A 20,600-nucleotide genomic window follows, 5' to 3' on the forward strand; every position below is an offset into this window, starting at 1 on the left:
AACGAATTTCATCGCTCTGGGGTTGCGAGACAGACGAGTCTCGGTGCACAGTGAGGTCGTGGCCAGTCAAAGCACGAACTCCAGAACCGGTTCCGGTTCGTCCCCGACGATCGATGCCGTCTCCCTGGCGATCATCGAACAGCTCCAGGAGGACGGCCGCCGTCCGTACGCCGCCATCGGCAAGGCCGTGGGCCTGTCCGAGGCAGCCGTACGGCAGCGCGTCCAGAAGCTGCTCGACCAGGGCGTCATGCAGATCGTGGCCGTCACCGACCCGCTCACGGTGGGCCTCCGGCGGCAGGCGATGGTCGGCATCAACGTCGAGGGTGACCTCGATCCGGTGGCGGAAGCACTGACTGCCATGTCGGAATGTGAGTACGTGGTGATGACCGCGGGCTCGTTCGACCTCATGGTGGAGGTCGTCTGTGAGGACGACGACCACCTGCTGGATGTGATCAACAAGCGCATCCGCACCCTCCCCGGCGTGCGCTCCACCGAGAGCTTCGTCTACCTCAAGCTCAAGAAGCAGACCTATATGTGGGGAACTCGATAACCGTGACCCAGGACCTGTCCAAGACCGCGTACGACCACCTGTGGATGCACTTCACCCGCATGTCGTCGTATGAGAACAACCCCGTCCCCACCATCGTGCGTGGTGAGGGCACCTACATCTTCGACGACAAGGGCAAGCGCTACCTCGACGGTCTCGCGGGTCTCTTCGTGGTCAACGCCGGGCACGGCCGCAAGGAGCTGGCCGAGGTCGCGTACAAGCAGGCCCAGGAGCTCGCGTTCTTCCCCGTCTGGTCGTACGCCCACCCGAAGGCCGTCGAGCTGGCCGAGCGCCTGGCCGACTACGCCCCGGGCGACCTCAACAAGGTCTTCTTCACCACCGGTGGCGGCGAGGCCGTCGAGACCGCGTGGAAGCTCGCCAAGCAGTACTTCAAGCTGCAGGGCAAGCACACGAAGTACAAGGTCATCTCGCGTGCGGTCGCCTACCACGGCACCCCGCAGGGCGCCCTGTCCATCACCGGCCTGCCGGCCCTGAAGGCCCCCTTCGAGCCGCTGGTCCCCGGCGCGCACAAGGTGCCGAACACCAACATCTACCGCGCCCCGATCCACGGCGACGACCCCGAGGCCTTCGGCCGCTGGGCCGCCGACCAGATCGAGCAGCAGATCCTCTTCGAGGGCCCCGAGACCGTCGCGGCCGTCTTCCTGGAGCCGGTGCAGAACGCCGGTGGCTGTTTCCCGCCGCCGCCCGGGTACTTCCAGCGGGTCCGCGAGATCTGCGACCAGTACGACGTGCTGCTCGTCTCGGACGAGACGATCTGCGCCTTCGGCCGCCTCGGCACGATGTTCGCCTGTGACAAGTTCGGCTACGTGCCGGACATGATCACCTGCGCCAAGGGCATGACCTCGGGCTACTCCCCGATCGGCGCCTGCATCGTCTCGGACCGCATCGCCGAGCCGTTCTACAAGGGTGACAACACCTTCCTGCACGGCTACACCTTCGGTGGCCACCCGGTGTCGTCGGCGGTCGCCATCGCCAACCTCGACATCTTCGACAAGGAAGGCCTGAACCAGCACGTCCTCGACCAGGAGGGCAACTTCTTCGACACCCTGAAGAAGCTGCACGACCTCCCGATCGTCGGCGACGTCCGCGGCAACGGCTTCTTCTACGGCATCGAGCTCGTGAAGGACAAGGTCACCAAGGAGTCCTTCACGGACGAGGAGACCGAGCGCGTGCTCTACGGCTTCCTCTCCAAGGCGCTCTTCGAGAACGGCCTGTACTGCCGCGCCGACGACCGTGGCGACCCGGTCATCCAGCTGGCCCCGCCGCTCATCGCCGACCAGGGCACCTTCGACGAGATCGAAGGCATCCTGCGCTCGGTGCTGACGGAGGCGTGGACCAAGCTCTGACCGTCCCCGCCCTCCGCGGCACAGGACCTCACGCCGCCCTCACGGCGTGACCCCGGCCCGGGTATGCGGCCATCCGAGTGGATGGCGGCTGCCCGGGCCGTGTGCTGTCCGTACAAACGGATCTGAATCCTTACGGTGCCCAGTGACCGACAGGCCCGTCCCTTCGTTCCCTCGGACGGGGGAACGCAAGTATCGGATCCGACACGAGGTGTACGCGATGGCCCCACCGGACAACGACGTGCTCTGGGCGCGTTCCCTGCACTGCACCCTGGAGGGCTCGGACGTCCTGACCGGCGTCTCCCTGGGCGTGCGCGAGGGCGAGATCCTCGCCCTGGTCGGCCCGCGCGGCAGCGGCAAGACCACGCTGATGCGCTGCCTGTCCGGCCAGACGCTCGCCCAGCAGGGCGAGGTCTGGTTCAACAGCAGCCCCGTGCACACCATGAGCCCGGTCCAGCGCGAACGGCTGCGCCGGGACCGGTTCGGCTGGATCGACCCCGAGCCCGGCCTCGTACCGGAGCTGACCGCCTGGGAGAACGCGGCCCTGCCGCTCCTGCTGCGCGGGGTCTCCCACCGGGCCGCGAAGGCCTCCGCCCTGGAGTGGCTGGAGCGCCTCGACATCGGAGTCTGCTCCCGCAGGCGCCCGCACGCGCTGACCCAGTCGCAGCGCCAGCGGATCGCGATCGCCCGCGCCCTGGTCACCACACCGTCGGTCCTGTTCGCCGACGAACCGACCGCCTCGCTGCACCGCGCCGACGGCGCGCAGGTGCTGCGTACGCTCACGGCCGCCGCCCGCTCGCACCGGATCACCGTGCTCCTCGCCACCCACGACCCGGAGGTGGCCGCCCTCGCCGACCGCTCGGTCGCCCTGCTCGACGGGCGCCGGGTGGGCACCGCGTCGCCGACCACCGGGGCGGAGGGCGTCGCCGCGTGCTCGCTCTCCGTCTAGTCCGCGGGACCCACCCCCTCGTCCTGCTGCGGCGGCTCCTGGTCGCCGCGGCGGCCGCGGGGGTCGGCTTTCTGCTCCTCTGCACGCTGGGGTACGCCGTGGGCCACCCGGAGCAGTCGGCCGCCGCGACCCTGCGACTGCTCTGGTGCATGATCCCGCTGGCCGCGACCGTGCACTTCGCGGTGGCCGTGGCCCGTACGGACCCCAGCACCCGGCCGCGGGCCGGACTCTCGGCGATCGGTCTCGGCCCGGCCCGGCTCACGGCGATCGCCGCGGCCTCGACGGCCGTGGCCTGCACGCTCGGCTCGATGGTCGCCCTGCTGTTCTACCTGCACCTGCGCGGGGACATCACGGGCCTGCCGTTCGACGGAGCGGCGGCGGAGCTGCTCGCGGCGGGTCAGCCGATCCCGCTGGCGGGCGCGCTCACCCTCCTCGCGATCCTCCCGGTGGCCGCCTCCACGGCCGCCGCGCTGGCCCTGCGCCCCCGGAAGACCCCGACGGCTCCCGAGGGCGCGGAGCGGACGGCCCCCTCGGGCCTCCCCTGGGGCGTGGCGCTCCTGGCGGTCGGCCTCGCCGTCGAGACGTACGCCGGGCAGGGCGGTGCGGACGGCGGGCTGCCGCTGCCGGGCCGCTTCGAAGCCAGCCCGGCGGGGGTCCTCGCGGGCTGGATCCTCACCGCGATCGGGCTCGCGATGGCGGGGCCCGGCATCACCCACTGGTGCGGCCGCCTCCTCCAGGCGGTCCGCCCGGGCGCGACCCGTCTCCTGGCCGGCCGCGTCCTGATGGACGAGTCCCGCCGCATCGGGCGCCCGCTCGGCGTGGTGTGCGCGGTGGCCTCGGGCGCGGTCGCGGCGGCCACGCTGTACGACGCCGGGGCGGGCGACTTCGGCCCGCTGACCGGCCTGGGCGCGGCGCTGGTGATGGCCTGCACGACGGCGACGCTGCTGACGGCGGCCCTGGAGTCCAAGCAGTGCCGCGCCCACACGACGGAGGCCCTGGTCCGCCTGGGCGCCCCACCCACGGTCCTCCGAACGGCGGCACTGATGCGGGCGGGGGTGCTGGTGGCGGTGTTCCTGCCACTGACCTGGGTGGTGGGCGAACTGGCGGCGGTCCCACTGAGCGCCTGAGCCACTGGCCGCGCGCCCGCCCGCTGCCCCCGCTGCGAGCAACCGCTCCGCCCGGGGTTCCCCCACCCCCTCCACCACCGCCGTCGTGGGCAATCGTTGCTCCCCGCCCCCGCCAACCCTCCCGTGTGGGCGATCGTCCCGCAGGGCGGGACGGGTGGGCACACGGGACGAGGGCGCCCCGGCGGGCGCGTCCGCCCCGACCGGCCCCGCACCACAGGCGCGGCGCCCGGACAGGAGCCGCCGCGCTCACGACCTCGGCGCCCACGACCTCGGCGCCTGGACAGGAGCCGGCGCGCTCACGACCCGGCGCCCGGACAGGAGCCCGCACCCCAAGGCCCCCTACGCTGGGCCCATGACCCGCAACGAACGCGAGATCCACACCCCCGCCGAGTTCGACGCGGTCATCGCCCGAGGCTCCCTCCAAGGCCACCGCCTCCAGTCCGTCGACCTCACCGACCGCACCTTCGCGCTGCTCTCCACCCCCACCGCCGGCGCCGTGTTCCTGGGCTGCGAGCTCCAGCCCGAGGCCGCCGCCAAGGTCCGTGCCGACGGAGCCCTCGTCTTCCCGCCCGTACCGGATCTGCCGTTCGACCCGTACCGCGCCCGGCTCTACTCCCCCGACGAACTGTTCGACCACGTCGAGGAGGAGGGGTACGGGGGGTACGAGGCGACCCCCGACTTCCTCGCGTACGACTGGTTCCAGCGGACGAAGGCCGACGGCGACATCTTCGCCTCGATGCTCCGGTCCATCCACGACGACGCGATCTCCGACGCCCTCGACGAACTCCTCGCCGGTGCCCGGGTCGTGGGCGTCATGGGCGGCCACGCGATGGGCCGCGGCACCGACGCGTACGCCGGGGCGGCCCGCCTCGGCCGCTCGCTCGCCCGCGCAGGACTGACCGTGGCGACCGGCGGCGGCCCCGGCGCGATGGAGGCCGCGAACCTCGGCGCGTACACAGCCCCGCACCCCGACGACGTCCTCGACGAGGCGCTCGAACTCCTCGCCAAGGCACCCTCGTTCGCCCCGTCCGTCACCGACTGGGCGCGGGCCGCCTTCGAGGTGCGCGCCCGCTGGCCGAAGGGCGGCGACTCGGTCGGCATCCCGACCTGGTTCTACGGACACGAGCCGCCGAACCCGTTCGCGGGCCACATCGCGAAGTACTTCGCCAACGCCACGCGCGAGGACGGTCTGCTCGCCCGGTGCACCTCAGGCGTGATCTTCCTGCCCGGCGCGGCCGGCACGGTGCAGGAGATCTTCGACAACACGACCCCGAACTACTACGAGTCGCGGGGCGAGCCCACCCCCATGGTCCTGGTGAACCAGTCCCACTGGACGGAGCGGCTGCCCGCCTGGCCCCTGCTCCAAGCCCTCGCCGCCGAGCGCCCGATGGCGGCCCGGATCGCCCTGGTCGACTCCATCGACGAGGCCCCCGAAGCCCTCCACCGCCTCACCGATCCAGCCCAGACCCTCCACTACTAGGCCCTCTCTCCGTGGCAGGATGCGCCGATGATCTCTGCCCCGCGCATACCCGCAGTCGTTCCCGCAGGCCGGATGGCCGCGATGGAGCAGCCGACGTTCCGGCTGCCCGGCGGTCTGGAGCTGCGCCCCTGGCGTCTCTCCGACGCCGACGCCCTCCTGGCCGCCGGTCAGGATCCCGCGATTCGCCATTGGAACCGGCTGCTGGTCGAGACGCCCACCGACGCGCGCCGACGGATCGAGCGGATGCACGAGCGCTGGCAGGCCGAGCTGAGCGCGATCTGGGCCATCGCCCGCCCGGGTGACGAGGCGGTCGGGCTGATCGGATGGGGCGACATCGACCTCGCCGGTGGCAGCGCCGAGATCATGTACTGGATCCTCCCCACGCAGCGCGGTGACGGTGCGGTGGTCGAGGCGACGAAGCGCCTCGGTGACTGGGCCCTGGACGACCTCGGCCTCCACCGCCTGCGCCTGTGCCACTCGGTGGCCAACCCGGCATCCTGCCGGGTGGCGGAGAAGGCCGGATACTCCCTCGAAGGCACCATGCGCAGCGCGCTGCTCCACGCGGACGGCTGGCACGACGAGCATCTGCACGCGCTCGTCCAGGGCGACATCTGACCCCAGGCCGGCGCGCCTCTCGGCCGAGGGAGGCAACTTCGACCCCCGATCCCACGTCTGGCAGTCCGTACCGACCCTCACCTCCCGGAACGGAGCCACTCCGTGCTCATAGGACTGCTGACCGCCGTCGCCGCCTCGGTCTGTTACGGCACGGGCTCCGTGCTGCAGGCCGTCGGTTCGCGCAAGTCCGCCCGGCGCGAGGCGGAGGCGGCCGGACAGGTCACAGGCCGGGGCGGGCCGAGCCTGTCGTCGACCGCGAAGGCGGCGATGACCTGGGAGTTCGTCGTCGGCACGGTCCTGGACTTCATCGGCTTCGGCCTCGGCGCGCTCGCGGCCCGGATGCTGCCCCTGTTCCTCTCCCAGACGGTCATCAGCGCGAACCTGGTGATCACGGCGGTCCTGAGCGTCCGGCTGCTCGGCATCCGGCTGACCCGTGCCGAATGGACGTCGATCGGTGTCGTCTGCTCCGCGCTGGTGCTGCTCGCGAGCGCGGCGGGCCCCGAGGGCAGCGGGCACACCGCGTCCTCCACCCACTGGTGGCTGCTCGCCATCGCCCTGCTCCTGATGGTCGGCGGCACGGTTCTCGTGCGGCTCCTGGGCGCCCGGGCGGCGATCCTCGCCGGCCTGCTCTCGGGACTCGGCTTCGGCGCGCTCGGCGTGGGCGTACGGATCCTCGACGGCGTCGACCCGTTCGACCTCGGCACGCTCCTGACCGACCCGGCGCTCTACGCGATCCTCGTCGCCGGGATCGGCGGCATGTACCTGCACACCATCGCGCTCCAGATCGGCTCGGTGAACGGGGCGACGGCGGCGCTCGTGGTTGGCGAGACCGTGCTGCCCGGGATGATCGGTGTGTGGTGGCTGGGCGACACCTCCCGCCCCGGCTTCGCCTGGCTGGCCGTCCTCGGCTTCACCCTGGCGGTCGCGGGCGCCGTGGCGGTCGCCTGGTTCGGCGCCCCGGAGACCCACGGAACACCGACGCCGCCCGAGGAAGACCCGGCACCCGATCCGTCACCCGCGCCACGCGCCGCCGAATCGCCCGCCCTGCGCTAGGGCGAGGGCCGCGGGGGAACGGGGGAGCCCCGGACCGCACCTCGTAGGCATCCCGTCCCCCCCGCCCCTCCCCCATCCGGCGGACCACGTCCCTCCCCCCGGCCGACGCCCCGCGGGCCCGCCCGCCGGGACGCTCGTCCCATGACCGCGAAGACGCAGAGCCTTCTCGCCACCTGGCCGTCCTGGGCGGAGCGCGCCGCCCTCGTCTGGTCCGTGCTGTACGCCACCGGCGCGGCCCTCGCCGCGCTCACCGGGCCCGCCTTCGGCTACGCGCTGCTCGGCAAGGGCACGGGCACGGCCGCCGAGGCGACGGCGGCCGGCCTTTACGGCTCCGCCGCGCTCCTCGCGTACGCGATGTCGCGCCGCCCCGGCCGCCGGTGGCCGCCCCCGGCCGCGTGGGCGGCCGTCGTCCTCTGTCTGACCTCGGGTTTCGCCTTCCTCCTCAGCGCGACGCACCTGCTGTTCTTCCTGTCGCGGAACCAGCCGGCGATCGACTGGGCGGCATGGGCGAACCAGGGTGCGGCGGTGCTCGGCGCGGTCCTGTGGGGCTGCGCGGCGCTCGCGTACCGCCGCAGGGCGCTCGGCACGTGCCCGTACTGCGGCGACCGCGCCGGTACTCCGTCCGGTCTGCCACCGGACACCCGGGCGGGTCTCGTCGCGGTCGCGGCCCTCGTCCCGTACGCGACCCTGAAGACGGCCTGGGCGCTGGGCGTGACCCCCGGCTACACCGGCGAGGGGCGGCCGGGCGTCGACCCCGTGTACACCAGCGATCTGGGGCTCTGGCTCTACGACCACGGCGTCGACGTCACCGCCGCCCTCGCCCTGGTCGGCATGGCCCTCGCCCTCGCGCTGACCCGCCCCTGGGGCCGCCGCCTGCCTCGCGTCCCGCTGATCGCGCTGGGGTGGGCGGGGGCCGGGGCGCTCACCCCGTTCGGCGTCTTCCTCGCGGTGGTCGGCGTCCTCGCCTGGGCGGGCGCGGTCGACGCGGCCGTCGCCGACCACGCCCCCTGGGTGGTCCTGGTCGCGTACGGCGGCTTCTGCCTCTACGGGCTCGCGCTCGGCCGGGCGACCCGCTCCTTCCAGCGAGCCACCCGCCGCCCCTGCGACCGCTGTTGACGCGGCGTCAGCTCCGGTCGCCCGCGAGGACCACGATCTCGTCCGCCGCGAAGATCACCCCGACCTCCGCGCCCTCCTCCGGGGCGTCGCCGAGGGCGCACTCCGCCTCCAGGGGCGGGCCCTCGGCCGGGTGGAGCATGACGGTGGCGTGCGTACCGCGGAACGTACGGGCCTCGACCGTGCAGGCCAGGCCGTCCGCCGGGGCGACGAGCCGTACGCCGCCCGGGCGTACGAGGATCTCCCGCGCGCCCTGGGGCGATCCGTCGGGCACCGGGATCTTGCCCCACGCCGTCTCGGCGGCGGCGCCGCTGACCGTGCCCGGGACCACGTTGTCGAAGCCGAGGAAGCGGGCCACGAAAGCGGAGGCCGGGCGCTGCCAGACCTCCAGCGGTGCCCCGGACTGGGCGATCCGGCCGTCGCGCATCACGACGACCCGGTCGGCGAGCGCGAAGGCCTCGCCCTGGTCGTGGGTGACGGCGAGCACGGTCGTGCCCAACCGCCGGAAGAGCGCGCGCAGTTCGACCACGAGCCGTTCCCGCAGGCGGCGGTCGAGCTGCCCGAGCGGCTCGTCCAGCATCAGCAGCCGGGGCCGGGGCGCGAGGGCGCGGGCGAGCGCCACCCGCTGCTGCTCGCCGCCGGAGAGCGAGGCGACGGCCCGCCGTTCGGCCCCGGGCAGTCCGACGAGCTCCAGCAACTCCCGTACGCGCGCGTCCCGTTCGGCCTTGGTCACACCCTCCATGCGGAGCCCGAAGGCGACGTTGCCGCCGACGTCCCGCTGCGGGAAGAGCTGGTGGTCCTGGAACATCAGGCCGACCCCGCGCCGGTGCACCGGCACCCCGGTCTGGTCCGTGTCGTCCAGCCGGACCCGTCCGCCGTCGAGCGCCTGGAGTCCGGCGACGGCCCGCAGCAGCGTCGACTTGCCGCTGCCGCTGGGCCCGAGCACGCACACGATCTCGTGGTCGGCGACCTCCAGGTCCACGGAGTCGAGCACGGCCCGTGCCCCGAACCGTACGGTCGCGTCCTCGATGTGCAGCATCAGAACTCCCCGGAGGTGGTCCGGTCGGCGCGGAGCCGTTCGAGGAGCAGCAGGGACACGGCGCACACCACCATCAGAATCGTCGAAAGGGCCATGGCCTGGCCGTAGTTGAGCTCGCCCGGCCTGCCGAGCAGTCGTGCGACGGCGACGGGCAGGGTCGGGTTGTCGGGCCGGGCGATGAAGACGGTCGCGCCGAACTCGCCGAGGGAGACGGCGAAGGCGAACCCGGCGGCGATCAGCACCGCCCGCCGCACCAGCGGCAGGTCGACCTCACGCCAGGCCCGCAGCGGTGAGGCGCCGAGGACGGCCGCCGCCTCCCGCAGCCGTTCGTCGACGGCCCGCAGGACGGGCAGCATGGTCCGGACGACGAACGGGACGCCGACGAGCGCCTGCGCGAGCGGGACGAGGATCCAGCTGGCCCGCAGGTCGAACGGCGGCTCGTCCAGGGTGATCAGGAAGCCGAAGCCGACCGTCACCGCCGACACCCCGAGCGGCAGCATCAGCAGCGCGTCGAAGCCGCGCACCAGCCGTCCCGCCCGCCGGGTGAGGGCGGCCGCCGCGAGTCCACCGACGAGGAGGGCGAGGGCGGTGGCGACGACGGCGTACCGGAGTGAGTTCGCGATGGTGTCGACCATCGGGACGAGAAAGGTGCCGGAGGGGTCGACGGACTGCAGCGCCCGGTAGTAGTCGAAGCCGTACCCGTCGGGGGTGGCGAAGGACCGCTCGACGAGCACGGCGAGCGGCAGCACGAGCAGCAGGACGATCGAGACGAGGACGCCCGCGAAGAGCGCCCACGCGCCGATCCCTCGGGGCCGCCGCGCGGTCTGCTCGGGCGGGACGAGCTTCAGGGCCGTCTCCCGCCGCCGCACCGTCCGGGCGTGCACGGCGAGGACGACGCCGACGGCGACGAACTGGACGATCGTGAGGACGGCGGCCGTCGTCAGGTCGAAGCGGTCGACCGTCTGCCGGTAGATCTCCGTCTCCAGGGTGGAGTACGCCGGTCCGCCGAGGATCTGGACGATGGCGAAGGAGCCTGCGGTGAAGAGGAACACCATCAGCGCGGCCGCGGCGACGGCGGGGCCGAGCGCGGGGAGCGTCACCGTCCGCCAGGCGGTGAACCGGGAGGCGCCGAGGACGCGGGCGGCCTCCTCCTGGCGGGGGTCGAGCTGCGCCCACAGTCCGCCGACGGTCCGGACGACGACGGCGTAGTTGAAGAAGACATGCGCGAGGAGGATGGCCCAGACGGTGGTGTCCAGGCGGACGCCCCACAGCTCGTCGAGGAGCCCGCCGCGCCCGACGAGCGCGAGGAAGGCCGTGCCGACCATGACGGTCGGCATCACGAACGGCACGGTGACGACGGCGCGCAGCAGCCCCTTGCCGGGGAAGTCGAAGCGCGCGAAGACGTACGCGCCGGGCAGCGCGATCAGCAGGGTGAGCGCGGTGGAGGCGAGCGCCTGCCACAGGGTGAACCACAGGACGTCGAGGATCTCCGGCCGGCTCAGCGTCTCGCCGAACCGGCCGAACTCCCACGCCCCGTCGACCCGCAGCCCGCGCTCGACGATCGAGGCGACGGGCCAGGCGAAGAAGAGCGCGAAGAAGGCGACGGGCACGACCATCAGGCCGAGCCGCGCCGCGCTTCCCCGGCGGTCGGGGACTACTTCAGAACGGTCGAGGACCACGACTGGATCCACTGGTCACGCTTCTCGGCGATCTTCTCGGGCGCCATCGTCAGCGGCTTGTCGATCACCACGCCGTGCTTCGTGAACAGCTCGGGCAGCTGGGCGCCCTCGGTCACCGGGTTGACGAACATCTGCAGCGGCATGTCCTCCTGGAACTTCTTGGAGATCAGGAAGTCGATCAGCGCCTTGCCGCCCTCGGGGTTCTTCGCCCCGTTCAGCAGGCCGGCGAACTCGATCTGCCGGAAGCAGGTGCCGGTGGAGACGCCGGTGGGGGCGTCCTTCGGCTGCGGCTCGGAGTAGAGGACCTCGACCGGCGGGCTGGAGGCGTACGAGACGACCAGCGGCCGGTCTCCCTTGGCCTTCTTGCCGCCGGCGGAGCCGGAGAACTCCTGGTTGTAGGCGAGCTCCCAGCTGTCGACGGTCTTCACGCCGTTGGCCTTGAGCTTCGTCCAGTAGTCCTGCCAGCCGTCGTCGCCGTACTGCGCGGCGGTGCCGAGGAGGAAGCCGAGTCCCGGGGAGGACTTCTCGGGGTTCTCGACCACGAGCAGGTTCTCGTACTCCGGCTTGGCCAGGTCGTCGAAGGTCTGCGGGGGCGCGAGCTTCTTGTCGGCGAAGTACTTCTTGTCGTAGTTGACGCAGATGTCGCCGGTGTCGATCGGGGTGACCCGGTGCTCCTTGTCGAGCTTCGCCGCAGGCTGCACGGCGTCCAGGCCCTTCGCCTCGTACGGGACGAAGATCCCGTTGTCGAGGGCGCGGGAGAGCAGGGTGTTGTCGACGCCGAAGAAGACGTCTCCCTGCGGGGAGCCCTTGGTCAGGATCTCCTTGTTGACGGCGACGCCGGCGTCACCGCTCTTCAGCACCTTGACCGTGAAGCCGGTCTGCTTGGTGAACTCCGCCAGGACTTCCTTGGAGGCGTTGAAGGAGTCGTGGCTGACGAGGGTCACGGTCTTCGGCGCGGGAGCGCCGGACTTGCCTGCGGCGTCCCTGACGGCCTCGGTGCCGCAGGCGGCGAGGGTCGTGACGCCCAGCGCGGCGGCGAGGGCCGCGGCGGCCATCTTCTTGGTGCTCACTGAAATTTCCTCCTGGGTGTGACCAGGAAGAGACGCGGCCCTGCCCACCGGAAGGCGGGCAGGGCGCAACAGCTCGAGTTGCGACCGAACTTCCTACCCAGAATGACCTGGGCGAGGTTCAGAGGGTCTGCGGTCCGACGACCGCACTCTCAGCGCTGTGGCGCTCCCCTGTCGGAATATGGAGATGTGTTCGAGCACAGACTACAAGGTCAGCGCTCCGAGGCCGCCAGCTGTCCACAGGCACCGTCGATCTCCTGACCGCGGGTGTCACGGACGGTGACCGGAACACCGTGGGCGGCGATGGCTTCGACGAAGGCCTTCTCGTCCTCGGGCCGCGACGCGGTCCACTTCGACCCGGGCGTGGGGTTCAGCGGAATGAGATTGACGTGGACCCGCTTGCCCTTGAGCAGCCGCCCGAGCAGGTCGCCCCGCCAGGCCTGGTCGTTGATGTCGCGGATCAGGGCGTACTCGATGGAGATCCGGCGGCCGGACTTCTCGGCGTACTCCCAGGCGGCGTCGAGGACCTCGCGGACCTTCCAGCGCGTGTTGACGGGCACGAGGGTGTCGCGCAGCTCGTCGTCGGGGGCGTGCAGCGAGACGGCGAGCCGACACTTGAAGCCCTCGTCGGCGAAGCGCAGCATCGCGGGCACCAGACCGACGGTGGAGACGGTGATCCCGCGCTGCGAGAGCCCGAGCCCGTCCGGCTCGGGGTCGGTCAGCCGGCGGATGGCGCCGACGACCCGCTTGTAGTTGGCGAGCGGCTCACCCATGCCCATGAAGACGATGTTGCTGAGCCGCGCGGGCCCACCAGGCACCTCGCCGTCGCGCAGGGCGCGCATCCCGTCGACGATCTGGTGCACGATCTCGGCGGTCGAGAGGTTCCGGTCGAGCCCGGCCTGCCCGGTGGCGCAGAACGGACAGTTCATCCCGCAGCCGGCCTGCGAGGAGATGCACATGGTGACCCGGTCCGGGTACCGCATCAGCACGGACTCGACGAGCGTGCCGTCGTGCAGCTTCCACAGGGTCTTACGGGTGGTGTCGTCGTCGCACGAGATGTGCCGGACCACCGACATCAGGTCGGGCAGCAACTCACCCTGCAGCTTCTCGCGGGAGCCGGCGGGGATGTCGGTCCACTCGGCGGGGTCGTGGGCGTACCGCGCGAAGTAGTGCGTGGACAGCTGCTTGGCGCGGAACGGCTTCTCGCCGATCGCGGCGACGGCCTCCTTGCGCTCGGCGGGCGTGAGGTCGGCAAGGTGCCGCGGCGGCTTCTTGGCTCCGCGCGGCGCGACGAAAGTGAGTTCTCCGGGCTTGGGCATGGTCCTACCAGTGTCGCAGAGGAACGGCGAAGGGCCCGCCGTCTGTGGACAGAGGGCCCTTCACCTAGAAATACGCAGGTCAGGTGGTGCCGACGAAGATCACGAGCAGCAGCCAGACCACCGGGGCCGTCGGCAGCAGGGAGTCCAGGCGGTCCATGATGCCGCCATGGCCCGGCAGCAGGGTGCCCATGTCCTTGATGCCGAGGTCGCGCTTGATCATCGACTCGCCGAGGTCGCCGAGCGTCGCGCTCGCCGCCACCGCCAGGCCGAGCAGCAGGCCCTGCCACCACGTGCCGTCGTCGATCAGGAACTCCATGCACAGCGCGCCCGCCGCCATCGCGAACGTGACCGCTCCGACCAGGCCCTCGCGGGTCTTGCCGGGGCTGATCCGCGGTGCCAGCTTGTGCTTGCCGAAGCGCCAGCCGATCGCGTACGCGCCGGTGTCGCTGACGACGGTGAGCAGCAGGAACGTGAGCACCCGCTCCGCGCCGTCGTCGGCGGTGAGCATCAGTGCCACGAACGTGGCGAGGAACGGCACGTAGAACGCGGCGAAGACGCCCGCCGTGACGTCCTTCAGATAGCCCTCGGGCGGCTCCGTCATACGCCACACGAGGACCGCGAGGGCGGTCAGGGCCATGGCGACCCAGGCCCCCTCCGCGCCGCGGACGTAGCCGGCGACGACCATCGCCGCGCCGCCGACGGCCAGCGGAACGAGCGGGGCCTTGATGCCCTTGCGCTCCTGGAGTCGGGAGGTGAGCTCCCACAGACCGACGACGACGGCGACCGTTATGACGCCGATGAACGCGGCCTTCCAGATGAAGAGCGACGCGATGATGACCGCGCCGAGCCCGACCCCGACTCCTATGGCCGCGCCCAGGTCGCGCCCCGCGCTCTTCTTCTGCGGGGCAGCGGGCCGGTTCGGGCTGGACATGGGCTCCTGCGGGTGCTCGTTCGGCGTCTCGTCACGGAACAGGGGACCACTCGGCTGAGCGGCCCCCCTGTCGTGATCGTCCTGGTGATCGCCGGCGGGGACGTCGGGCACGATGGGCATGGGCCGAGTCTGCGCCGCCTGCAGCCCATCGTATGCGGGACCCGCCGGGGCAGGCCCCTGGTCGGGCCCCCAGTAGCCGGAACCGGCCGGGGCCCCCCAGGAAGAGTCGTTCATCAGACCTCGAGCAGCTCGGCTTCCTTGTGCTTGAGCAGCTCGTCCACCTGCGTGACGTACTTCGCGGTGGTGTCGTCGAGCTCCTTCTCGCCGCGGCGGCCCTCGTCCTCGCCGACCTCGCCGTCCTTGACCAGCTTGTCGATGGTCTCCTTGGCCTTGCGGCGGACGGAGCGGATGGAGATCTTGGAGTCCTCGGCCTTGGACTTGGCGACCTTGATGTACTCCCGGCGGCGCTCCTCGGTCAGCTCGGGGAACACCACACGGATGATGTTGCCGTCGTTGCTGGGGTTGACGCCCAGGTCCGAGTCCCGGATCGCCTGCTCGATGTTGCGCAGCGCGCTCTTGTCGAACGGCGTCACGACCGCCATGCGCGGCTCGGGAACCGAGAACGACGCCAGCTGATTGATCGGCGTGATCGCACCGTAGTAGTCGGCCACGATCTTGTTGAACATCGCCGGGTGCGCACGGCCGGTGCGGATCGCGGCGAAGTCCTCCTTGGCGACCACGACGGCCTTCTCCATCTTCTCCTCGGCCTCGAGGAGGGTCTCTTCGATCACCACTTGCTCCTGCGTGTCGTCGCGTCTTGTCCTGCACGGTGATACGACCGGCAGGGCTCTGTCCATCCCCATGGGGGTCCCCCCAGGCCGTTCAGGCCCTGGGGGAGGGGCGGTGCCCGGTTCGAGCCGAGGCTCAGGCCCGGGTGCCCTGGTCGCTCACGAGAGTGCCGATCTTCTCACCCTTCACCGCGCGCGCGATATTGCCCTCGGCGAGCAGTTCGAAGACGAGGATCGGGAGATTGTTGTCGCGGCACAGGGTGATGGCGGTGGCGTCGGCGACCTTGAGGTCGCGGGAGAGCACCTCGCCGTACTCCAGCGCGTCGAACTTGACCGCGTCGGGGTTGGTCTTCGGGTCGGAGTCGTAGACCCCGTCCACGCCGTTCTTGCCCATGAGCAGGGCTTCGGCGTCGATCTCCAGGGCGCGCTGGGCGGCCGTGGTGTCGGTGGAGAAGTACGGCATGCCCATGCCGGCGCCGAAGATGACGACGCGGCCCTTCTCCAGGTGGCGCACGGCCCGCAGCGGGATGTACGGCTCCGCGACCTGGCCCATCGTGATGGCGGTCTGGACGCGGGAGTCGATGCCCTCCTTCTCCAGGAAGTCCTGGAGGGCGAGGCAGTTCATGACGGTGCCGAGCATGCCCATGTAGTCGGAGCGGGCCCGGTCCATGCCGCGTACCTGCAGTTCGGCGCCGCGGAAGAAGTTACCGCCGCCGATCACGACCGCGATCTCCGCTCCGTCGCGGACGACTGCGGCGATCTCGCGCGCGATTTTGTGCACGACGTCGGGGTCGACGCCGAGCGCGCCGCCGCCGGCGAATGCCTCGCCGGACAGCTTCAGCATGAAGCGGCCGGCCTTTTTGCCGTGGATGTCGTCGCCCTGTGCGGCGGACTGGTTCATGGAGATCTCCTCGTGCACATACGACGAAGGCCATTGCCGGTGGGTCCTTGCGGTTTCCCGTACGGCAATGGCCTCCTCGTCAGATCTGCGGTCGTCCTACGCGAGCGTGGACGACTGCTTCAGACCCTACCGGGGTCCGGTGTCCGTTGCGTACGGACTCAGATGCCGACCTTGATGCGCGTGAAGCGCTTCAGGGTGACACCGGCCTCGTCCAGGATCTGCTGGACGGACTTCTTGTTGTCCAGCGCGTACGGCTGGCCGAGCAGCGTGGCGTCCTTGAAGAAGCCGTTGACGCGACCCTCGACGATCTTCGGGAGCGCGGCCTCGGGCTTGCCCTCGGCGCGGGTGGTCTCCTCGGCGACGCGACGCTCGGTCTCGACGACCTCGGCCGGGACGTCCTCACGGGTGAGGTACTTCGGCGCGAAGGCGGCGATGTGCTGGGCGACACCCTTCGCGATCTCGGCGTTCTCCTTGTCGAGCTCGACGAGAACACCGATCTGCGGGGGCAGGTCGGGCATGGTGCGGTGCATGTAGGCCGAGACGAAGCCGTCGGCGTACTGCGCGAAGCGGTCGAGAACGATCTTCTCGCCCAGGTTGGCGTTGGCCTCGTCGACGTACGCCTGGACGGTCTTGCCGGGCTCGATCTCGGAGGCGAGCAGCGCCTCCAGGTCGGCCGGGGAGGTGGCGGCGACGTGGGCGGCGAGGGTGTTGGCGACGGCCTGGAACTTCTCGCCCTTGGCGACGAAGTCCGTCTCGCACTTCAGCTCGACGAGGACACCGGAGGTGTTGTCGTCGGCGATGACGGAGACGACGGCGCCGTTCTCGGCAGAGCGGCCCTCGCGCTTGGCGACGCCCTTCTGGCCCTTGATGCGCAGGGCCTCGACGGCCTTGTCGACGTTGCCGTCGGCCTCGTCCAGAGCCTTCTTGCAGTCCATCATGCCGGCGCCGGTGAGCTCACGGAGCTTCTTGACGTCAGCGGCGGTGTAGTTCGCCATGAGTCTGAGTTTCTCTCTCGAAGTCTGAAAGATCTACGGGTGGACGGCGGGGGCTTCGTAGGCCCCCGCCGTCGACATCCGAAACAACCAACCAGCCTGACCTGTGAGGTCAGGCCGTGGGTCAGGCCTGCTCGGCCTCGGCGGCCGGGGTCTCGGCGGCCTCGACGGCCTCGACAACCTCGGTGGCCTCGGCGTCGGCGACCTTCTCGGTCTCGGCAGAGGTCTGGACCTCGGCCTCGTCAGCCTTCTTCTCACCCTCGAGCAGGTCGCGCTCCCACTCGGCGAGCGGCTCGCCCGCGGCCTTCTCGCCCGGCTTCGAGTCGCCGGTCGCGGCGCCGGAGCGGGCGATGAGGCCCTCGGCGACGGCGTCGGCGATCACGCGGGTGAGCAGGGTGACGGAGCGGATCGCGTCGTCGTTGCCCGGGATCTTGTAGTCGACCTCGTCGGGGTCGCAGTTGGTGTCGAGGATCGCGACGACCGGGATGTGGAGCTTGCGCGCCTCACCGACGGCGATGTGCTCCTTCTTGGTGTCGACGATCCAGACGGCGCTCGGCACCTTCTGCATCTCGCGGATACCACCGAGGGTCTTCTCCAGCTTGGCCTTCTCGCGGGAGAGGACCAGGAGCTCCTTCTTGGTGAGGCCGGACGCGGCCACATCCTCGAAGTCGATCTGCTCGAGCTCCTTGAGGCGCTGCAGACGCTTGTAGACGGTGGAGAAGTTGGTGAGCATGCCACCGAGCCAACGCTGGTTGACGTACGGCATGCCGACACGCGTCGCCTGCTCGGCGATGGCCTCCTGGGCCTGCTTCTTCGTACCGACGAACATGATGGAGCCGCCGTGGGCGACGGTCTCCTTGACGAACTCGTAGGCGCGGTCGATGTACGACAGCGACTGGAGCAGGTCGATGATGTAGATGCCGTTGCGCTCCGTGAAGATGAAGCGCTTCATCTTCGGGTTCCAACGACGGGTCTGGTGACCGAAGTGGACGCCGCTTTCCAGCAGCTCCCGCATCGTGACGACGGCCATGGCCGTATCTCCTTGTGTTTCTCGGTTATGTCCTGACGCCCCGACGCGCCGTGCCGCAAGGGACCGAAAAGGCGCTGCCACGGCCGGTGAGGGCTGTGTGGCGGGGCGTGCGAAGTCGACCCGGTGACCCGGATCGCCATAGGAAGTGTACGGGACCCCGGGGGTGCCGGGTGACGGCGCTGTCCACAACCGGCGGGTGGTCCACAGATGGCGACCATGATCACCGCGAATCGGGCGGGTGCGGGACGGTGGCGCCATGCACCTCACGACACTGCTTCTCACCCTGGCCCTGGCGTGGCCCGCGAGCCTGCCGTCCCCGCCCCTGACGTGGCCCCTGGGCCCGCCGCGCCCCGAGATCGTGCGCGGCTGGGAGCCTCCGGCCGGTCCGTACGCGGCCGGTCACCGCGGGCTCGACCTGGCGGCCCCGGTGGGCGCCCCGGTCCGCGCGGCGGCGTCGGGCGTCGTCACCTTCGCGGGCCGTGTGGCCGGCCGGGGCGTCCTCACGATCACCCTGCCGGACACCGGAGACCCTCCGCTGCGCACCACGTACGAACCGGTGGACCCTCTGGTCACGGCGGGTACGAAGGTCACTCGCGGGGACCCGGTGGCGACGCTGGCGCCCGCGGCGACGGGGGCGGCAGGGTCGTCGGGAGCGGCCGGGTCGGCCCACTGCGCGGGGTCGTGCCTGCACTGGGGCCTGCTGCGGGGCGACACGTACCTGAACCCTCTGCTCCTGCTCCGGCAGGGCCCGTCGCGGCTGCTTCCGGTGACGGGTCAGGCGCTCTTCGCGGGATCGGGAGGCGGCACGAGGTCGTAGAGGTACGAGCGGTCGCCCTTGAAGCTGCGCCACACGGTGGCCGGGGGCTCCGGCTCGTCGCCCTCGCCGTCCACGGGGTGGGCGGTGACGAGGCCGTCGCCGATCACGCAGTGCCAGCCGAGGTCCGGCGCCCAGACGCACCACACCTGGCCGTCCGTGCGGCGGTACGCGGGCCGGCCATGGCGCTCGCCGTCCCGTTCGAAGGGCTGGCGCAGCCCGTCGACGTGACGCACGAAGGCGAAGGAGGCCAGAGCCGTCATCAGCCGGGCCTCAGCCGCTGACGCCTCGGAGGGCCATGGTGACGGCGGCCTCGGCGATGGCGTCCGGGTCCTCTGCCGCGCCCAGTTCGATGCGGCGCACGGCCGCGTCCACGACGCCCTGGAGGAGCATCGCGCCCAGGCGGGGCTGGGGCTGGCCCAGGTCGACGAGAGCCTCGACGATCATGGTGACGAGGCCGCCGTGGGCGGCGCGGATCTTCTCGCGGGCGCCGTCGTCGAGCTCGCTCGCGGAGATCGCGACGACCGCCCGGTGGCGCCGGTCCCCCACGAGCTCGAGCTGCTTGCGGACGTAGGCCTCGACCTTGCCCTCAGGCGTGTCGGACCCGGCCATCGCCGTCTCGACCTCGGCCGCCCAGACGGGGAAGTCGACGGCGCACAGCTCCTCGACCACGGCCGCGCGCGACCGGAAGTACTCGTACACCGAGGAGCGGGCCAGGCCCGTGCGCTCGGCGAGGGCGGGGAAGGTCAGCGCCTCCGTACCGCCCTCGGACAGCAGGGAACGCGCGGCGTCCAGCAGGGCGCCGCGCTGCATCGTCCGGTGCTCGGCCACCGAGGCCGCTCGAATCCTTGGCACGGATCCACCATACGACCGGCCGCCGTCCGTCAGCGCCCCACATCGGCCAGCTTCGCGCGGAGCTGCAGGACGGACTTGGTGTGGATCTGGCTGACGCGGCTCTCGGTGACCCCGAGGACATGGCCGATCTCGGCGAGGGTGAGGCCTTCGTAGTAGTAGAGCGTGACGACGGTCTTCTCCCGCTCGGGGAGGGTGTTGATGGCGCGGGCGAGCAGCCTCCGCAGCTCGCGGTCCTCGGCGACCGCGACCGGGTTGTCGGCCGCGGTGTCCTCCAGGGTGTCCATCAGCGACAGCCGGTCGCCGCCCTCGCCGCCGACGTGCAGCAGCTCCTCAAGGGCGACCACGTTCGCCAGGGACAACTGGCTGAAAACCGCGTGGAGTTCCTCCAGGCCGATGCCCATCTCCGACGCGACCTCGCTCTCGCTCGGGGTGCGGCGGAGCTTGGCCTCCAGGGTGGCGTAGGCGCGCTCGACGTTGCGTGCCTTCTGCCGCACGGAGCGGGGGATCCAGTCGAGGGCGCGGAGTTCGTCGATCATCGCGCCCCGGATCCGGGTGATCGCGTAGGTCTCGAACTTGATCGACCGCTCGACGTCGAACTTCTCGATGGCGTCGATCAGCCCGAAGACCCCGGAGGAGACGAAGTCGGCCTGTTCCACGTTGGACGGCAGCCCCACGCTGACGCGTCCTGCGACGTACTTCACGAGCGGCGAGTAGTGCAGGATCAGCTGTTCGCGCAGCCGCTCGTCGCCCGTGTCCTTGTACGACCGCCACAGCTCGTCGAGCGATGTCGGTGCGGGCGGTCGCACGGTGCCCCGGGCTGCTGGGGGCACCGCAGCGCGGTCAGACCCGGAGGTGTGCTGGGGCATGCGTTGCCTTGAGCCGTTCTGCTGGCGGGTTTGTCGGGGTGGGTGTCCGGCGGGGAATCCTGGCGAGCGTA

General features: G+C 71.2%; 21 protein-coding genes and 1 riboswitch. Of the genes, 9 read left to right on the top strand and 12 right to left on the bottom strand.

All coding sequences use genetic code 11. The annotated features are described in order from the left end of the window. Positions 1 to 43: 43 nt before the first annotated feature. The 8 genes from ACGFYP_RS27095 to ACGFYP_RS27130 all read left to right on the top strand — a co-directional run bounded on the left by ACGFYP_RS27095 (position 44) and on the right by ACGFYP_RS27130 (position 8,251). Positions 44 to 550, top strand: coding sequence for an Lrp/AsnC family transcriptional regulator (locus tag ACGFYP_RS27095; protein ID WP_385151154.1), 507 nt, complete (start codon positions 44 to 46; stop codon positions 548 to 550). Further along, a complete protein-coding gene (locus ACGFYP_RS27100) occupies positions 535 to 1,914 on the top strand; it encodes an aspartate aminotransferase family protein (RefSeq protein WP_361958906.1) in 1,380 nt (459 codons plus the stop codon). Before ACGFYP_RS27095 ends, ACGFYP_RS27100 begins: the two co-directional genes overlap by 16 nt. 217 nt (positions 1,915 to 2,131) lie before the next feature. Next, on the top strand, positions 2,132 to 2,860 hold the full coding sequence (locus ACGFYP_RS27105; RefSeq protein ID WP_361958909.1) for an ATP-binding cassette domain-containing protein: 729 nt from the start codon (positions 2,132 to 2,134) through the stop codon (positions 2,858 to 2,860). Further along, on the top strand, positions 2,842 to 3,987 hold the full coding sequence (locus ACGFYP_RS27110) for a hypothetical protein (protein ID WP_393498651.1): 1,146 nt from the start codon (positions 2,842 to 2,844) through the stop codon (positions 3,985 to 3,987). Before ACGFYP_RS27105 ends, ACGFYP_RS27110 begins: the two co-directional genes overlap by 19 nt. Positions 3,988 to 4,339: 352 nt before the next feature. Further along, a complete protein-coding gene (locus ACGFYP_RS27115) occupies positions 4,340 to 5,467 on the top strand; it encodes an LOG family protein (protein ID WP_393498654.1) in 1,128 nt (375 codons plus the stop codon). A 27-nt stretch (positions 5,468 to 5,494) separates the two neighbouring features. Continuing rightward, the gene (locus ACGFYP_RS27120) at positions 5,495 to 6,082 is read left to right on the top strand and encodes a GNAT family N-acetyltransferase (protein ID WP_393498658.1); all 588 of its coding nucleotides are present in this window, start codon (positions 5,495 to 5,497) and stop codon (positions 6,080 to 6,082) included. A gap of 102 nt (positions 6,083 to 6,184) precedes the next feature. Beyond that, entirely contained in the window at positions 6,185 to 7,135 is a 951-nt protein-coding gene (locus ACGFYP_RS27125) for a hypothetical protein (RefSeq protein WP_393498661.1), read from the top strand. 141 nt (positions 7,136 to 7,276) lie between these two features. After that, a complete protein-coding gene (locus ACGFYP_RS27130) occupies positions 7,277 to 8,251 on the top strand; it encodes a hypothetical protein (RefSeq protein WP_393498664.1) in 975 nt (324 codons plus the stop codon). 7 nt (positions 8,252 to 8,258) lie between these two features. On the opposite strand, the gene ACGFYP_RS27135 is transcribed toward ACGFYP_RS27130, so the two are convergent. The 9 genes from ACGFYP_RS27135 to rpsB all read right to left on the bottom strand — a co-directional run bounded on the left by ACGFYP_RS27135 (position 8,259) and on the right by rpsB (position 17,994). Continuing rightward, positions 8,259 to 9,287 carry an ABC transporter ATP-binding protein gene (locus ACGFYP_RS27135; protein WP_393498667.1) on the bottom strand — a complete coding sequence of 343 codons (1,029 nt, stop codon included), beginning with the start codon at positions 9,285 to 9,287 and terminating at the stop codon, positions 8,259 to 8,261. Then, on the bottom strand, positions 9,287 to 10,903 hold the full coding sequence (locus ACGFYP_RS27140; protein WP_393498874.1) for an ABC transporter permease: 1,617 nt from the start codon (positions 10,901 to 10,903) through the stop codon (positions 9,287 to 9,289). Before ACGFYP_RS27140 ends, ACGFYP_RS27135 begins: the two co-directional genes overlap by 1 nt. A 38-nt stretch (positions 10,904 to 10,941) precedes the next feature. Beyond that, on the bottom strand, positions 10,942 to 12,021 hold the full coding sequence (locus ACGFYP_RS27145; RefSeq protein WP_393498878.1) for a thiamine ABC transporter substrate binding subunit: 1,080 nt from the start codon (positions 12,019 to 12,021) through the stop codon (positions 10,942 to 10,944). A gap of 87 nt (positions 12,022 to 12,108) precedes the next feature. After that, a riboswitch (TPP riboswitch) is annotated at positions 12,109 to 12,216 on the bottom strand. A gap of 29 nt (positions 12,217 to 12,245) precedes the next feature. Beyond that, positions 12,246 to 13,352, bottom strand: coding sequence for a 23S rRNA (adenine(2503)-C(2))-methyltransferase RlmN (rlmN, locus tag ACGFYP_RS27150; protein WP_362003367.1), 1,107 nt, complete (start codon positions 13,350 to 13,352; stop codon positions 12,246 to 12,248). A 79-nt stretch (positions 13,353 to 13,431) separates the two neighbouring features. Continuing rightward, a complete protein-coding gene (locus tag ACGFYP_RS27155; protein ID WP_393498671.1) occupies positions 13,432 to 14,517 on the bottom strand; it encodes a phosphatidate cytidylyltransferase in 1,086 nt (361 codons plus the stop codon). Next, positions 14,517 to 15,074, bottom strand: coding sequence for a ribosome recycling factor (frr, locus tag ACGFYP_RS27160; protein WP_361759870.1), 558 nt, complete (start codon positions 15,072 to 15,074; stop codon positions 14,517 to 14,519). The genes ACGFYP_RS27155 and frr overlap by 1 nt, the downstream gene beginning before the upstream one ends. A gap of 133 nt (positions 15,075 to 15,207) precedes the next feature. Continuing rightward, positions 15,208 to 15,972 carry a UMP kinase gene (pyrH, locus tag ACGFYP_RS27165; RefSeq protein WP_329115390.1) on the bottom strand — a complete coding sequence of 255 codons (765 nt, stop codon included), beginning with the start codon at positions 15,970 to 15,972 and terminating at the stop codon, positions 15,208 to 15,210. A 158-nt stretch (positions 15,973 to 16,130) separates the two neighbouring features. After that, positions 16,131 to 16,967, bottom strand: coding sequence for a translation elongation factor Ts (gene tsf / locus ACGFYP_RS27170; protein WP_361958937.1), 837 nt, complete (start codon positions 16,965 to 16,967; stop codon positions 16,131 to 16,133). Positions 16,968 to 17,088: 121 nt separating this feature from the next. Beyond that, entirely contained in the window at positions 17,089 to 17,994 is a 906-nt protein-coding gene (rpsB, locus tag ACGFYP_RS27175) for a 30S ribosomal protein S2 (protein WP_361958940.1), read from the bottom strand. Positions 17,995 to 18,250: 256 nt separating this feature from the next. On the opposite strand from rpsB, the gene ACGFYP_RS27180 reads away from it, so the two are divergent. Further along, positions 18,251 to 18,811: a M23 family metallopeptidase gene (locus tag ACGFYP_RS27180; protein ID WP_393498678.1), complete on the top strand. Its 561-nt coding sequence runs from the start codon at positions 18,251 to 18,253 to the stop codon at positions 18,809 to 18,811. Here ACGFYP_RS27180 and ACGFYP_RS27185 read toward each other — a convergent pair. Genes ACGFYP_RS27185 through whiG form a run of 3 tightly spaced genes read right to left on the bottom strand, consistent with a single transcriptional unit; the run spans position 18,769 to position 20,529 of the window. Next, positions 18,769 to 19,071, bottom strand: coding sequence for a hypothetical protein (locus ACGFYP_RS27185; protein ID WP_393498681.1), 303 nt, complete (start codon positions 19,069 to 19,071; stop codon positions 18,769 to 18,771). The genes ACGFYP_RS27180 and ACGFYP_RS27185 overlap by 43 nt on opposite strands. Before the next feature lie 10 nt (positions 19,072 to 19,081). Beyond that, on the bottom strand, positions 19,082 to 19,639 hold the full coding sequence (locus ACGFYP_RS27190) for a TetR/AcrR family transcriptional regulator (protein ID WP_393498881.1): 558 nt from the start codon (positions 19,637 to 19,639) through the stop codon (positions 19,082 to 19,084). Positions 19,640 to 19,692: 53 nt separating this feature from the next. Beyond that, complete coding sequence (gene whiG, locus ACGFYP_RS27195) at positions 19,693 to 20,529, bottom strand: RNA polymerase sigma factor WhiG (RefSeq protein WP_393498684.1); 837 nt, start codon at positions 20,527 to 20,529, stop codon at positions 19,693 to 19,695. Positions 20,530 to 20,600 lie beyond the last annotated feature (71 nt).

Origin of the sequence: Streptomyces sp. NPDC048370 (genome assembly GCF_043200825.1) — a bacterium.
Taxonomy (GTDB): domain Bacteria; phylum Actinomycetota; class Actinomycetes; order Streptomycetales; family Streptomycetaceae; genus Streptomyces.

What these genes read in the sequence shown, in the direction of transcription:
- ACGFYP_RS27105 (WP_361958909.1), top strand. Translation starts at nt 2,132, where the DNA reads ATGGCCCCACCGGACAACGACGTGCTCTGGGCGCGTTCCCTGCACTGC.
- ACGFYP_RS27185 (WP_393498681.1), bottom strand. Translation starts at nt 19,071, where the DNA reads ATGACGGCTCTGGCCTCCTTCGCCTTCGTGCGTCACGTCGACGGGCTG.
- ACGFYP_RS27155 (WP_393498671.1), bottom strand. Translation starts at nt 14,517, where the DNA reads ATGAACGACTCTTCCTGGGGGGCCCCGGCCGGTTCCGGCTACTGGGGG.
- ACGFYP_RS27145 (WP_393498878.1), bottom strand. Translation starts at nt 12,021, where the DNA reads ATGGCCGCCGCGGCCCTCGCCGCCGCGCTGGGCGTCACGACCCTCGCC.
- pyrH (WP_329115390.1), bottom strand. Translation starts at nt 15,972, where the DNA reads ATGAACCAGTCCGCCGCACAGGGCGACGACATCCACGGCAAAAAGGCC.
- rpsB (WP_361958940.1), bottom strand. Translation starts at nt 17,994, where the DNA reads ATGGCCGTCGTCACGATGCGGGAGCTGCTGGAAAGCGGCGTCCACTTC.
- ACGFYP_RS27120 (WP_393498658.1), top strand. Translation starts at nt 5,495, where the DNA reads ATGATCTCTGCCCCGCGCATACCCGCAGTCGTTCCCGCAGGCCGGATG.
- ACGFYP_RS27135 (WP_393498667.1), bottom strand. Translation starts at nt 9,287, where the DNA reads ATGCTGCACATCGAGGACGCGACCGTACGGTTCGGGGCACGGGCCGTG.
- whiG (WP_393498684.1), bottom strand. Translation starts at nt 20,529, where the DNA reads ATGCCCCAGCACACCTCCGGGTCTGACCGCGCTGCGGTGCCCCCAGCA.
- tsf (WP_361958937.1), bottom strand. Translation starts at nt 16,967, where the DNA reads ATGGCGAACTACACCGCCGCTGACGTCAAGAAGCTCCGTGAGCTCACC.
- ACGFYP_RS27130 (WP_393498664.1), top strand. Translation starts at nt 7,277, where the DNA reads ATGACCGCGAAGACGCAGAGCCTTCTCGCCACCTGGCCGTCCTGGGCG.
- ACGFYP_RS27115 (WP_393498654.1), top strand. Translation starts at nt 4,340, where the DNA reads ATGACCCGCAACGAACGCGAGATCCACACCCCCGCCGAGTTCGACGCG.
- ACGFYP_RS27140 (WP_393498874.1), bottom strand. Translation starts at nt 10,903, where the DNA reads ATGGTCGTGCCCGTCGCCTTCTTCGCGCTCTTCTTCGCCTGGCCCGTC.
- rlmN (WP_362003367.1), bottom strand. Translation starts at nt 13,352, where the DNA reads ATGCCCAAGCCCGGAGAACTCACTTTCGTCGCGCCGCGCGGAGCCAAG.
- ACGFYP_RS27180 (WP_393498678.1), top strand. Translation starts at nt 18,251, where the DNA reads ATGCACCTCACGACACTGCTTCTCACCCTGGCCCTGGCGTGGCCCGCG.